Source organism: Robertmurraya sp. FSL W8-0741, assembly GCF_038004005.1.
In the GTDB taxonomy this organism is placed as follows: Bacteria; Bacillota; Bacilli; order Bacillales; family Cytobacillaceae; genus Robertmurraya; species Robertmurraya siralis.
The window spans coordinates 1,279,777-1,294,372 of record NZ_JBBOQG010000001.1; the positions used below are offsets into that span (position 1 = coordinate 1,279,777).

Genomic DNA, 14,596 nt, shown 5'->3' on the forward strand with positions numbered 1-14,596 from the left:
TAACGTTGCAGAATTATGGTTGGTTTCATTGTTTCTGGAATTTAATTCTGTTTGTTTTTTATTTAGGACATTTGCCAATCCATGTGAAAAATGGATGTTCATCAATCATCTTTGTACAACGTCTCATTAATAATTCAACTTAACTTTAATAGGTAACAATATCCAGCAGCTTTGAAAAGTTGTGATTTTCCTTTAGGATAAATATAATGAAGAATGGCAGCTTATTTATTAAAAGGCTTTGGGAAACCAAATGATTGATCATACAATTTTTCGTATGAAGCCTTGGTTTTGCGCCCCTTTTAGTTATACTGGAAGGTTAAAGAGAAACTGAGCGAAAGATCAGTACCGACATATAACAAAGCCATTTGAAAAATCTAGTGATAAGCCTTTTGCAAGGAATAAAATATATAAGAAGAGCAGTTTCATTTGTTCTTACTGTATTTCTATTTTGTTTGATGTATATCTAAGGGAGAATAATCATGACGACTGAGAAAAATTCGACATCCAGGTTTGATTTTAATCTTGTTTTTATTTTATTTTTATTATTCATCGCAAGCTGTATTGCGATTTACAGTGCTCAATCGACAGGACAATATGGAGAGAACTTTCTCTTAAAACAAATTGTTTGGTACGGAATTGGGGCGGTTATCATTGCCGTGATGATTGCCTTTGATTCAGACCAGTTAAAAAAGCTTTCCTGGTACTTTTATGGACTGGGGCTCCTTCTTCTTGGATTTCTGCTTGTCGCTCCAAGCAGCATTGCACCCGTGATTAATGGAGCGAAAAGTTGGTTCAGGGCACCGGGGATCGGCTCTTTACAACCATCTGAATTTGTAAAGGTATTTCTGATTTTGGCTTTAGCAAAACTTATCTCAGATCATCATGAGAAAAATCAATTTAAAACAATAAAAAGTGATGGTTGGTTATTGATAAAAATCGGCATTGTGACAGCTGCGCCTTTGCTGCTTGTTATGAAGCAGCCCGACCTTGGAACAGCCCTCGTTTTAATTGCAATTATGCTAGGAATGATTTTTATTTCCGGCATCACTTGGAAAATCCTTATGCCTATTTTTGCTTTCGGTGCTTCACTTGTTTCCATCATTTTTTATTTTGTTCTAGTAAAACCTGAAATTTTGGAGAAATACTTAGGAGTAAAACAATATCAATTTGGCCGTATTTATTCATGGCTTGACCCTTATAATTACTCCAGTACTTCTGGCTATCAATTAACAAGGTCTCTCCTTGCCATTGGGTCTGGACAAACAAGCGGGAAAGGCTTTGGCACAAGGGAAGTATATTTGCCTGAAAGCCATACAGACTTTATCTTTAGTGTAGTGGGAGAGGAATATGGTTTCGTTGGAGCGAGTCTTCTTGTGAGTTTATTTTTCCTCCTTATTTATCATATAACAAGAGTGGGAATGGAAACAAAAAATCCTTTTTATACTTATATTTGTGTTGGTGTAATAAGTATGATTACGTTTCATGTTTTTCAAAATATTGGTATGACGATTGGGATCCTTCCGATTACAGGAATTCCCCTTCCATTTATAAGTTATGGAGGCAGCTCCTTAATGGGGAATATGCTTGCCCTTAGTTTAATTTTCTCCATTCGCTATCACTATAAAAAGTATATGTTTTCCGAATAAAAGGATCGGTTATACAGAAATAGAAAAGTCCAATTCATGATTTGTGAATTGGACTTTTCATTGTTATTCAATGACACCTGCTTCAGCAATAGTGACATCAGGCTCTAACTTAACAATCAAATTCTGAAATTGACTGTCTGTCCAATCAGTTAGGTCAAAGTTTCGTATTTGTGTTTTCATGAAATGTCCAAAACCGATAGGATCAATTTTATTTTCTTTAAAAGATTCTATTAATTTTTTACATTCTTCATCAATTTCTTTTTCGAATTCTTTTTGTAATGAGTCAATTACTTTTGGTGTTACTTTTGTCCCTGTATATTCATTAATGATTCCATGCACCTTTATTTGGACAGTGACTTCCTTTGGAAAACGATTCGTTAATTTGAACCGATGAACTGAACGAATGCTTCGTATGGCTGCTTCGCCTTCATCGATTTTGACTCTGTGTAAACCGTTGCTATATTTGTCAACAAGAAGTCTAAAGAAGAACATTTCCTGCGGTGAGATGGTGTGAACGATTTTTCCGTGTTTAAAAAAACAAATCCCATTTAAGAGAACCTTTTCTTTTGAAATACGCTTAAGTTGTGGCATGAATGGGGTCTGCCCTTTTTGATAGTACGAAAAGAGAAATTTGTGAAGGTTAGTTTTTGGCAGATCTTCATTCTTTATGTTATTTTCAATTAAATTTGAAAAGTAGGTAGCATTCCCTCTGATCCCGTAATTTCCTTCCATTAGTTCTTTTGCTTCACCATCTACTACTGCTAAATAAAGTCCAGATCCAACCGCAGGGTCTCTTTGGAAGGGATCAATTAGTTCAAGTACTCCTTCATTTGTTGCCAATTCTTTCGAAAACAGGACGATCTCCATACTTCCTGTGACAATTGGGTTGGCAGACTGGAGCTGAATTTCTTGCAGTACTGATTTTTTAATATGTGCCTCAGCAGTTAATGTTTTATTTTTAGGTGGTTGATCAGGCTGATAAATAGGATATAAAATCGTTCCAACAATCATTCCTTTATTAGATTTTTCTTTAGAGTGATCAAATCCAATTGATTCTATTAAATAGATTTCATCCAATATTTCTTTTTTAACACAGCCTGTTAGGAGAAGATAAATGCACAAAATGGAAATTGCTGTATAGATTGACTTCATTTCTTTTTCACCTTCTTTGCAATTAAAGTGGAAATAAAAAGCAATGGAATATAACCAAAAGTAAGATAAAAACCGACATTACTAACGAGATCGCTGAGAAAATTGATTTGAGTTCTCGTAAATAAAAGGCTTGTGCCTATTAGACAAAGAAGCGCTAAAATTGGTACAGTTTTCCTTACAGTAAATGAAAACAATCTTTTGGCTATATGGCTAGCACACCATAAAGATATACAAGCATTTGGAAGAATAACTAAGCACCAGTTTGCAATACCGATATATTCAAAACGTTCTACAAAGGGCATTGCAATGATTTTCCACATTGTCAAAGTTGGCCATATATTGAGTTGCAGCTGCTTCTCCGGAAAGTATGCAAAGGTTAAAACCGTTAAATAAAGACAAAGAAAAGTAGTGTATAAAATGGCTAAATGACCCCATTTTTTTGATTTTTCAGGCTCTTTTATGAAAGGGTAAAAAACAAGTAGTGTTTCAAAACCAATAACAGTTAAAGACATATTTTTGCTAGCAGTAAGAATATCTTTAATCGAATGCTCAAAAATAGGGAGCATATTATCGAATTCTGAATAGGGAATTGTAAACAGAAATATTGCCAGAATGTAAGAAGGGAGAACAATGCTAAAAAAGGCAATTCCTGTTATCGTTCTGAATCCTCCGAAATTGGCATAGACTACTACTGCTAAAAATACTAGTGCAAACCAAAAGGTTTCTAATGTCGGAAACATCCATACTTGTACAATCTCAATATATGTTCTCAAAACCATGACAGTTAGCAGACAAAAATAAATGATAAAAAAAGCACTCAGTATTTTACCTATTGTCTTCCCAAACACAAAGCTGTGAATAGAAACAATATCTCCGTCAACGATTTTGAGCATTTTATACATCATCCAAAGTAAAATATGGATTCCTATGCCAGTTATAATGACGGAAATCCATCCATCGTAACCGGCATATTTGGCGATAATTCGTTGAAAGCCGAGAACCCCGATACCGAACTGCATAGTATTAATGATAAAAAATACGAGAAAGGGCGACACTTTTTTGTTTTCAGGAATGCTCATGCTCATAAGGAAGCCCCCTATTCATCAATATCTTTTTTTTCTTTTGCTTTTTTCGCACTTATGCGTTCAGGTTTTTTAGAATTTAAAAACAATGGCCTTTTCGTTTGGTGTTTAAAAGATAATCGAATTAAGGCATCTTTAAAATCAACTCTTCTTGGTGGATATAACGGTTCAAGGTATGGTCTGCCTAAAGAGGTTAGTCGGCTTAAATGAATCAATAAAATACAAAAACTCAGGACGATGCCTAGAAAGCCCCATAGTTCAGCAAAAAATAAAAATGGGAAGCGCAGTAAACGAATGGTGTTACCAATACGATAAACGGGAGTTGTAAAGGAAGCCAAAGCAGCTAGTGCAATAATGATGAGCAACACATTACTTGTAAGCCCCGCTTCAACACTTGCAGTTCCAATGACAATTCCTCCAACAATACCGATTGTTTGGCCAACTTTTGTTGGAAGCCTGGCTCCAGCCTCTCTAAGCAATTCGATTGTAAGTTCAAGAAAGAGCGCTTCCAGAATGGGGGGAAAGGGAATCGCCATTCGTGAAGCTACAAGGGCATTTAAAAGATCTCTAGGAATTAATTCGTAATGATAGCTTAAAGTAGCAACATAAACCGGTGTTACTAGTATGGAGAACATTACCGCAAAAAAACGAATCAATCGAAAGAATGAAGAAATGAGCCAGTTTAGGAAATAGTCTTCGAAAGAACTGAAAAACTCGACTAATGTAGTTGGGCCAATAAGTACATGTGGTGATCCATCGACGATGATGGCAACCTTCCCTTCAATAATGCTGGATGAGACCCGATCGGGCCTTTCCGTATCTAGAAGTTGCGGAAAAGGTGAATTTTGATTATCCGATATTATTTGAATGATATAGGAGCTATCGGTGATCTGATCAAACTCAATTTCCTGAAGGCGCTGCCGTACGGTGTTAACATTCTCCGTATTCGCCATATTTTCTAAATAGAGTATGGCGACTTTTGTTTTAGAGTATTTGCCGATCGTTTGTTCCTCGATGATGAGATCCTTTACCGGAATTCTTTTTCTTACTAAATTCAAATTTTGTTCGATCGATTCAACAAAGGATTCTTTTGGCCCAATAACACTGAATTCAACTTCCGGTACACCAATGGTTCTGCCGACTTCTTTGTGAGCTCCTAAAAAACAGTAGTTATTCTTTTCTTTTTCAAGTAAAAGAACGACAAAACCATTAAAGAGCTTTTTTTCTATTTCTAATGGATCTTCAGAAAACTCAATCTCTTCAAGCGGAACTATTTTTTTAACATCCTCTAAACGGTGAAAATTTCCTTCTAATAGAAATGGAAGAATACTTTCATGAATGATTTTTTCCTCCACCATTGTAGACATAAACATTAATGAAAAATGTTCTTCTGTTTGCTCATTCATGTACTGTACATGTTTAAAGTCATTTGATTTTTTTAGAATCTTTACAAGCTCTTGCATTTTTTGATTTTTTTTCAAAAGTGGACTTTTCATAGAATGCATTCTCCTAAGAATAAGGATATGAAGTTATTGTTTCCTGATTTGGTAGCATTATCCGAAGAGAATATGAAAAAAGTCCGTAAAAATACGGACTTCATATTGTCGACAAAAGGTAGTGAGAAGCCTTTCTCGTTACCTTTTGTTATTTTTTCGTTTAGGAATGGTGGGAAAAAGGCTGATTTCCGCTTCGGGCGCTTGCTTTCCGGGGGGCGGGCGGTGAGCCTCCTCGTCGCTGATGCTCCTGTGGGGTCTCACATGTCCCGCTAATCCCCCAGGAGTCAAGCGCCCTTCGCTCCAATCCGCAGTTATATTCTTAAAACTTTGACTCAAAATTTATTTAGAGTCAAAGTTAAGCAACGAATCCCAAAAATGTATTATTATAAAAACACCATTTTAAATAAAACGACTCGACCCCGCCCGCGAAAAAGCGTCCACCCGGAGTGGAAATCTAACCACATTGGTGTTTCATCTATATTTTAAAATAAAAAAGTCCGTAAAAATACGGACTTTTTAAACGAAGGGGGGCCCAATTTAAGTTGAGGGGGTAAATTGAGCCTAACATCTATGATTAGGAAAGGTACTCGCTATGAAAAGGCACAGTCAATGCCGTTCCTACAGTTGGTAATGATAATCATTATCAACTATATCTTTATAATAATGCCATTTAAAGAGAATGTCAACAAAATCAGTAAAATTTTTTTCATGTGCTTGGTTAAACAGAATTGTTGAGCAAACGATTTATCTTTTAAATTGATTATTTTGACTGTTCTTCTTATCCTTGTCGCCCATCTCAGAGCCTGGTCCTGCATTTCCTTGAACGCTGGCTGCACTGACTCCGGCCTTTGATGGATTATTTTTCCGTTTTGCCATATAAACACCTCCACAAATAGAATTCAATGTTAACATGCCCGTTAATCATAAAATTATAAAAAGCAAACTTTCGAAAAAATTTAAAAATTACGCATCTAATTATTGCGGAAAGAGTACAAATATTTTATGATGATAGTAACAGATACCACTTTATGGTGGTTATTTCTATGTAAAAGCAGAAGGGATACCTCTTAGTATCAACATCGTTTAAAAAAGCAAATTCATAGTTGCTTTTGCATACGAGTTTCACTTTCCTTAATTCAGCAATATTTTTTTTAGTTAAAAAATGAATGAGTATTCATTCAAGGACTTGAAGGAGGAGATGGAATTGATTCAACAAATTAAAAAAGCTGCTGTTCTTGGATCTGGTGTGATGGGTTCTGGGATTGCCGCTCACCTAGCGAATATTGGAATCCCCACATTATTGCTTGATATTGTGCCTCGAGAACTAACGGACGCAGAAAAAGCGCAAGGCTTTACGCTAGATGATAAAAGGGTGCGCAATCGCATCAGCGAAACGGCACTCCAAAAGCTTTTAAAGCAAAAACCAGCACCTCTAACTTCCAAGAAGAATCTTGCCTTAATTGAAGCGGGGAATTTTGAGGACGATCTACAACGATTGAGTGACGTCGATTGGATCATTGAAGTCGTTGTAGAGAATCTCACCATTAAACAGCAAATCTTTGAAAAGGTTGATAAATACCGCAAGCAGGGAAGCATTGTAAGTTCAAACACTTCGGGAATTTCGGTGGAAGCGATGGCTGAAGGACGTTCGGAGGATTTTCAAAAGCATTTTCTCGGAACCCATTTTTTCAACCCTCCACGTTATTTAAAGCTCTTGGAAGTCATTCCAACGAAGCATACTGAAAAAGAAGTACTTTCATTCATGAAAACGTTTGGTGAGGATGTTCTTGGTAAAGGTGTAGTAGAAGCAAAGGACACCCCAAATTTTATTGCCAATCGAATCGGAACATATGGTTTGCTTATTACAGTTCGTGAAATGTTAAATCGTGGCTATAGTGTCGGTGAAGTGGACTCTGTTACTGGGCCGCTTATTGGCAGAGCGAAGAGCGCCACGTTTAGAACTCTTGATGTAGTTGGACTTGATACATTTGCTCATGTGGCACGAAATGTATATGACCAAGTTGAGGGCGCGGAAAAAGAAGTGTTCGAGGTGCCGCCATTTCTACAGAAAATGATTGAAAAAGGCTGGCTTGGAAGTAAGTCAGGCCAAGGCTTTTTCTTGAAAAAAGGGAAAGAAATTCTTGAAATCGATCCTACTTCCCTTGAGTATGGACCTCGTAAAAAACTAGAGGCACCTTCGATTGAGATGGCGAAGCAGGCAAAAGGTTTAAACAATAAAATGAAAACGCTTGTATTTGCGGATGATCGAGCTGGAGAATTATTATGGAATATTTTTAGTCCTGTGTTTGTTTATTCCGCAGACTTACTGGGACATATAGCAGACGACATTGTGGCGATCGATCGAGCCATGAAATGGGGCTTTGGCTGGCAGCAAGGACCATTTGAAGCATGGGATGCAATTGGTGTTGAAAAATCCGTGCAAAAAATGGAAGAGCAGGGTATAGCAGTTCCAGCTTGGGTAAAAGACATGCTTGCTCAAGGGTTTACCTCATTCTACAAAGAGGATGAACAAGGCCATTTGTATGTTTACGAAAATGGTGAGTATAAATTAGTAGAAGAAAATCCAAAAGTTATCAATCTAGCAAAAATGAAGAAACAAAAAGGGGTTATCAAAAAGAATAGCGGTGCAAGCTTAATTGATATCGGTGATGGGGTAGCATTGCTAGAATTCCACTCCAAAAGCAATGCAATTGGTTTAGATATTTTACAGATGATTAATTTTGCGATTGACGAAGTAGAAAAAAATTATAAAGGTCTTGTTATTGGTAATCAAGGGAAAAATTTCTGCGTCGGTGCCAATCTGGCGATGATTTTGATGGAAGCACAAGACGACGTATTCGAATTAGATATGGTCGTAAGACATTTTCAACAGGCAAGCTTAAAAATTAAGTATAGCCGCAAACCGGTTGTAGCTGCTCCATTTGGAATGACACTCGGTGGAGGTGCGGAGGTTTGCTTGCCTACGGCTCATATTCAAGCTTCCTCCGAAACCTATATGGGTCTTGTTGAAGCCGGAGTGGGTCTTATTCCGGGAGGCGGCGGAAATAAAGAGCTTTACTTGAAGCATTTGAACAGCTTGCCAAATGGTGTCGACTTTGATTTGCAAAAAGTGGCGAACGCTGTTTTTGAGACAATTGCAATGGCAAAGGTTTCAACTTCTGGAGAAGAGGCTCGTGAACTTAATTTCTTAAACAAAGCTGATGGCATCAGTGTTAATGGCGATCACTTAATTTATGACGCCAAGCAAGTTGTTCTTGCCCTTCATGAGCAAGGCTACACACCTCCAATTCGTAAAAAAGTCCCTGTTGTAGGGGAGCCTGGTTATGCAACACTGCTGCTGGGTGCGCAAAATATGTTCTATTCTGGTTATATTTCTGAACATGATATGAAGATTGCCAAGAAACTTGCCTATGTTATCGCAGGTGGAAAGGTTCCATATGGTACAGAAGTTGATGAACAGTACTTGCTGGATCTAGAAAGGGAGGCTTTCTTAAGTCTTGTTACAGAACCAAAATCCCAGCAGCGCATGCAGCATATGCTTCTTAAAGGAAAGCCGTTACGTAACTAGAGTATAGAAGGCAATGAGGTAAAAGAGCGATTTATACAATGCGATTAGTGAAATTAGAGTGAACATTGTTTTCATTCGCTCCTAATCTTGTGAGATTTTGTTTTAAGTCGTTATATGCTGCTGTTGATTCTGCCTTAGGCATTGCTCTTATTCCATTAAACGTTTGGAGTGAGTAAATGCAAAAAGCGGCTCAAAATAAAATCGGCTATAAGATTTTGAAACTGGAAGTAAAACTGGTTAGTAGATAACGAGATTTTACCTAAAAATGAGCAGAAAGAGAGGGAATAAGATGAGAGAAGCGGTAATTGTTGCAGGAGCGCGTACTCCGGTCGGAAAAGCAAAGAAGGGTTCGCTTGCAAATATGAGGCCCGATGATTTAGGTGCTCTTGTTGTCAAGGAAACGTTAAGAAGAGCGGGCGGGTACGAAGGAAATATCGATGACTTAATTATTGGTTGTGCCATGCCTGAAGCTGAACAAGGTTTGAATATGGCGCGAAATATTGGCGCTTTGGCTGGCCTACCTGACACTGTTCCGGCTGTAACAGTCAATCGTTATTGTTCCTCAGGTCTGCAAACGATTGCTTATGGAGCTGAAAAAATTATGATCGGTCATGCTGATACGGTTCTAGCAGGCGGAGCAGAGTCAATGAGCATGGTGCCGATGATGGGGCATGTCGTCCGTCCAAATGCCAAACTTGCTGAAACAGCTCCTGAATATTATATGGGCATGGGCCATACAGCTGAGGAAGTAGCAAAAAAATACGGAATCACACGAGAGGATCAGGATGCTTTTGCTGTACGCAGTCATCAAAGAGCTGCCAAGGCAATTCAAGAAGGGAAATTTGTTGACGAAATTGTCCCGGTCGAAGTCATAAATCGTTATGTGGACAGCAAGAACAAACTTGTCGAAAAAACATTTACTTTTAGCGAAGATGAAGGGGTTCGTCCTGAATCGACGGTGGCAACATTGGCTAAATTACGACCGGCTTTTTCAGTTACAGGTTCTGTTACCGCAGGGAACTCCTCGCAAACGAGTGATGGTGCTGCTGCTGTGCTGATAATGGATCGAGAAAAAGCGGAAGCACAAGGGCTAAGGCCGCTTGTCAAGTTCAGATCCTTCGCCGTTGGTGGCGTACCGCCTGAAATTATGGGTGTTGGCCCGGTTGTGGCTATCCCGAAAGCTTTGAAACTAGCTGGACTAGAACTGTCTGATATTGGTCTATTTGAATTGAATGAAGCATTTGCTTCACAATCCCTTCAAGTCATTCGCGAGCTTGGATTGGATGAAGAAAAGGTGAATGTTAACGGAGGGGCCATTGCCCTGGGACATCCGCTTGGCTGTACAGGTGCGAAATTAACATTGTCCTTAATACATGAAATGAAGCGTCGCAATGAACAATTTGGCGTCGTCACGATGTGTATCGGCGGCGGAATGGGTGCGGCTGGAGTATTTGAGCTGCTGTAAGCAACGTTAAATCTGGGGTGTAAATAATACATCTCTTTAAAATGAATGGAGGAATTTTCGCATGTCAAATCAAACTGAAAACCTAATTAAAGGTGGAAGCTTTCTTATTGAAGATGTGAGCTATGAACAAGTCTTTACTCCAGAGGATTTTTCCGATGAGCAAGTAATGATTGCCAAAACAACAGAGGATTTCGTTGTTAATGAGGTTTTACCTGAAGTGCCGTATCTTGAAAAGCATGAGTTTGATCGTTCTGTGAAACTGTTAAAATCAGCGGGGGAGCTGGGTCTCCTCGGAGCAGACGTTCCTGAAGAATACGGAGGTCTTGCGCTTGATAAGGTGAGCTCTGCGTTGATTGCTGAAAAAATGGCGATTGCCGGTGGATTTGGAATTACCCATGGGGCCCACGTCGGTATTGGTTCTCTTCCAATTGTCCTTTTTGGGAACGAAGAACAAAAGAAAAAGTATCTTCCTGAGCTGGCAACTGGAGAAAAAATTGCCGCTTATGCTTTAACAGAACCTAGCTCTGGTTCTGATGCACTTGGAGCAAAAACGGTAGCAAAGCTTAACGATGCCGGCACACATTATCTATTAAATGGAGAAAAACAATGGATTACCAACGCTGGATTTGCGGATGTATTTGTCGTTTATGCAAAAATAGACGGCGATAAATTCTCAGCTTTTATTGTTGAAAGAGAATTTCCTGGGGTATCCACCGGTGCTGAAGAGGATAAAATGGGAATTAAAAGCTCATCAACTCGTACGCTTATTCTTGAAGATGCGGAAGTGCCAGTAGAGAATTTATTAGGTGAAATCGGCAGAGGCCATATTATTGCCTTTAATATTTTGAACATTGGCCGCTATAAATTAGGCGTTGGTGCATTAGGGGGAGCGAAACGGGCATTAGAGATTACCATTCCATATACGAATCAACGTCAGCAATTTAAAACACCGATATCTGCTTTCAATTTAACAAAAGAAAAAATTGCGACGATGGCATCGAAATTATATGCTGCAGAAAGCTCCATATACCGCACCGTAGGATTATTCGAAGAGCGGATGAGCAAGCTTACTGATGAAGAAGTCAATGGAGGGAAGGCAGTAGCTGCCTCAATTGCCGAGTACGCAATTGAATGCTCTTTAGGAAAGTTTTTCAATACAGAAGTGCTTGACTATGTTGTAGATGAAGGAGTTCAGCTTCATGGTGGTTACGGATTCATGGAAGAATACGAAATTGCTCGTGCTTACCGGGACTCACGTATTAACCGAATATTTGAAGGTACAAATGAAATCAATCGTCTCCTCGTCTTAGGCACTTATTTGAAGAAGGCCCTAAAGGGCGAGCTGCCGCTCTTCCAAAAAGCGATGGCCTTACAAGAAGAGTTAATGATGCTGATGCCAGAAGAACCAGGTGATGAACCATTAGCACAAGAGAAGCTTCTTGTTGGCAATGGAAAGAAAATCTCGTTGCTTGCTGCTGGTCTTGCTGCTCAAAAATACGGAAAAGATGTCGATAAAGAGCAGGAAATCTTCGTAAATGTAGCTGACATTATTGCGAATGTTTATGCAATGGAATCTGTTATTTTGCGCACAGAAAAAGCAATTGCTAAAACAGGTCTTGAGAAGAATCAGCAAAAGCTTCTTTATACACAAATTTTCTGTCAAGAAGCCTTTAATAAAATCGAAGCAGATGCAAAAGAAACATTGGTGGCGGTTGAGAGTGGTGACACATTGCGGATGATGATTTCGACACTTCGTAAGCTTACTCGCCACACACCGATTAATGTCATTGCTAAAAAGCGCGAAGCGTCCCTTAAGTTAATTGATGCAGAGAGATACGTATTATAAGAGTTCAGACAAAGTTTTCTTAAAGTAAAGCTCCCTTCATATTGAGGGGAGCTTCAGACTGTCGACAAAATCCATCGAAAGGGCTCCCTATCGATGGATTTTGTCATTTTTGGATTGGAATTGCGCTAAAAACGTTGATTTCCTCTCCAGACGCTTGCTTTCCGGGGGGCGGTGAGCCTCCGGAGCAGTCGCTTGAGCCACTTGAAAAGTTTTCAGCCGTCTATTTTTGCAGTATTTCTAGAACTGCTTTCCTCTGTTCTGTCGAGGGAGAACGCAAATAACGTTGGTTCCGCAGATTGTTTTAAATATTGGACTCTTGCAGACTACATTTATTCTGGTTAGTCGAATTGGGAGCTTATTCGGACTTGACCTTAAAAGTTTCACTCGTTGTTCTGTCCGAATACACCTCTCATTCGGACAAATATCTTTCTCGCTTTTCCCGTTTGGTCCAAATACACCTCTCATTCGGACAAATATTTTTCTCGCTTTCGTTGTTCTGTCCGAATACACCTCTCATTCGGACAAATGTCTTTCTTGTTTTCCTTGTTCTGTCCGAATACACCTTATAAATGTCAACACAAATATGTACAATTTCACTTGCGTAAGGATGTACAAAATCACTCGTTTTCCTTTGTTAAATGATCCTTTAACCGATAGGAATCACCCACAATTGAAACGACTGTTGCGTGATGTAAAATGCGATCTAAAATCGCATTTGCTATCTTCGTCTCTTGAAAGATTTTATCCCACTCTTTGGAATTTATGACCATCTTTTGTTTCAAAGGGAATGCTTTCTTTTCAATCTAATTGTGCTAGTTTACCAGCTGGAGTTTCAAAACGAGCTGCTCCTTTAGGAGAGGTAATTATTTTGTCCTCATCAAAATATGCTTTAAGTTCTGGGTGTTCTCGCAATATAAGCTTTGAATGTAGAAGCTGAACCATCAAGACCATGATTATCCTTTAAATATTGCCAAAGCACTCTACGATAATAAAACTGCTGCTTTGAATCCTCTGATAGAAGTGCTGATATTATTTGATAATAAGCATCGATTTTTGAAGGCTTATCACGCTTACGTTTTGGAATAAAACCATTTAGATATTTATCAATTGTTCTACGATCCACACCCAAATCCCTAGCTAACTGACTTTTATTTATTTTCATTTTTAAATGCTCCATTACTTGTTTGAATTTTGGTAACTCCGAAGGACTGTTAATCTCAAAGTCTGTTTCTACATTTCATTTTATGTACATACTAATTACCCAAGATTAGTATGAATTCTGTTGTCAATTTTGTACATATTTATTCAAGCAATCCTGTACATATTTAAATTATCATTTGTACATTGCCTGCATAACTTGTTTTTAAGACCTCGTAAGGTTGTCCATCGCATCCCCTGCTTGTCCTTCGCATCCGCAAGGACACGTTCAATTGTCTCCTTGCGTTTCGCGTAGATCTGTTTGATTTCATTCATCGTTGTGACATAGATGTTCTGCCTCTTCTCTGTAAGATTAGGACGTTGTATAAGTTTTGGAGGGTGTTACCTTTCCGTACACGGGGATAGGAACGGACCTTCTGCACAAATCGCTGAATTTGATTGCTATTGCCGCTCTCCTTCCTTTGTTGTCGTTGTGTACTTGAAGACCTGCACTTGCAGGCAGCGATCACCATCCTAATACTGATCCTACACATAATCATGCTTTCGGAAGAGACCATCTTTTGTTTTGTTTGGACGGGGAATTCGTTAAAGTTGAAAGAAAGAGTCTATCTCGATCGTTGTGATGACCAGGCTCATATGGTACTATTCAAATATAGATGGCAAACTTTATCTAAATATGGATAACATAACATAGGTAGGTGAAAACATGGCATTAACCTTTTATTGGTATCCGAAATGTGGGACTTGCCGAAATGCTAAGAAGTGGCTCGATAACCATGAAATTTCGTATAAGGAAGTACATATTGTTGAAGATCCGCCTTCTCGTTCAGAGCTTGAGCACCTATATAAAAGCAGCGGATTGGAACTGAAAAAGTTTTTTAATACAAGTGGGATGAAATACAGAGAGCTTGGTTTAAAAGACAAGATGAAGACCGCTTCCGAGGACGAACTGCTTGATATTCTTGCTTCTGATGGTATGCTCATTAAGCGTCCGTTATTGACAGACGGCAATAACGTCATTTTGGGATTTAAAGAAAATGAATATGAAACAGGCTGTTGACAAACGCTCGCTTTCTTTGTTGCTCGTCTTGTCCGGTGCTCATTACCTATTATGGTAACTCCGCTCCTCCCAAGGCTTCGCGCCTCGAAAACAAACGTTTTC

Annotated in this window: 9 protein-coding genes and 3 pseudogenes; 5 read left to right on the forward strand and 7 right to left on the reverse strand. The window is 38.8% G+C overall.

Annotated elements, in window-relative coordinates; translation table 11 throughout:
• Positions 1-479 precede the first annotated feature (479 nt).
• Positions 480-1,646, forward strand: a complete 1,167-nt coding sequence (rodA, locus tag NST02_RS06190) for a rod shape-determining protein RodA (RefSeq protein WP_095311479.1) — start codon at positions 480-482, stop codon at positions 1,644-1,646.
• 63 nt (positions 1,647-1,709) lie between these two features.
• Here the strand turns inward: rodA and NST02_RS06195 are convergent, their stop codons facing one another.
• From NST02_RS06195 to NST02_RS06210, 4 genes are all read right to left on the reverse strand, one after another.
• The gene (locus NST02_RS06195) at positions 1,710-2,798 is read right to left on the reverse strand and encodes a Ger(x)C family spore germination protein (RefSeq protein ID WP_095311477.1); all 1,089 of its coding nucleotides are present in this window, start codon (positions 2,796-2,798) and stop codon (positions 1,710-1,712) included.
• Positions 2,795-3,883 carry a GerAB/ArcD/ProY family transporter gene (locus tag NST02_RS06200; protein WP_095311475.1) on the reverse strand — a complete coding sequence of 363 codons (1,089 nt, stop codon included), beginning with the start codon at positions 3,881-3,883 and terminating at the stop codon, positions 2,795-2,797. The genes NST02_RS06195 and NST02_RS06200 overlap by 4 nt, the downstream gene beginning before the upstream one ends.
• A gap of 11 nt (positions 3,884-3,894) precedes the next feature.
• Complete coding sequence (locus NST02_RS06205) at positions 3,895-5,376, reverse strand: spore germination protein (protein WP_095311473.1); 1,482 nt, start codon at positions 5,374-5,376, stop codon at positions 3,895-3,897.
• A gap of 744 nt (positions 5,377-6,120) precedes the next feature.
• Entirely contained in the window at positions 6,121-6,252 is a 132-nt protein-coding gene (locus tag NST02_RS06210; RefSeq protein WP_095311467.1) for a YuzL family protein, read from the reverse strand.
• 331 nt (positions 6,253-6,583) lie between these two features.
• Between NST02_RS06210 and NST02_RS06215 the strand changes: the two genes are divergently transcribed.
• The 3 genes from NST02_RS06215 (at position 6,584) to NST02_RS06225 (ending at position 12,276) form a co-directional block, all read left to right on the forward strand.
• Positions 6,584-8,965 carry a 3-hydroxyacyl-CoA dehydrogenase/enoyl-CoA hydratase family protein gene (locus NST02_RS06215; protein ID WP_340949996.1) on the forward strand — a complete coding sequence of 794 codons (2,382 nt, stop codon included), beginning with the start codon at positions 6,584-6,586 and terminating at the stop codon, positions 8,963-8,965.
• A gap of 289 nt (positions 8,966-9,254) precedes the next feature.
• On the forward strand, positions 9,255-10,430 hold the full coding sequence (locus NST02_RS06220; protein WP_095311465.1) for an acetyl-CoA C-acetyltransferase: 1,176 nt from the start codon (positions 9,255-9,257) through the stop codon (positions 10,428-10,430).
• 61 nt (positions 10,431-10,491) lie between these two features.
• Positions 10,492-12,276, forward strand: a complete 1,785-nt coding sequence (locus tag NST02_RS06225; RefSeq protein WP_095311462.1) for an acyl-CoA dehydrogenase family protein — start codon at positions 10,492-10,494, stop codon at positions 12,274-12,276.
• A 617-nt stretch (positions 12,277-12,893) separates the two neighbouring features.
• On the opposite strand, the pseudogene NST02_RS06230 reads toward NST02_RS06225, so the two are convergent.
• The 3 pseudogenes from NST02_RS06230 to NST02_RS23755 form a co-directional block, all read right to left on the reverse strand.
• Positions 12,894-13,040 (reverse strand): annotated as a pseudogene (locus tag NST02_RS06230) (ATP-binding protein); the annotation flags it as partial.
• 37 nt (positions 13,041-13,077) lie between these two features.
• Positions 13,078-13,492, reverse strand: a pseudogene (locus NST02_RS06235) (IS21 family transposase); the annotation flags it as partial.
• Between the two features lie 146 nt (positions 13,493-13,638).
• Positions 13,639-13,800, reverse strand: a pseudogene (locus NST02_RS23755) (transposase); the annotation flags it as partial.
• A 340-nt stretch (positions 13,801-14,140) separates the two neighbouring features.
• Here NST02_RS23755 and NST02_RS06245 point away from each other — a divergent pair.
• Positions 14,141-14,494, forward strand: a complete 354-nt coding sequence (locus NST02_RS06245) for an arsenate reductase family protein (protein ID WP_095311459.1) — start codon at positions 14,141-14,143, stop codon at positions 14,492-14,494.
• Positions 14,495-14,596 lie beyond the last annotated feature (102 nt).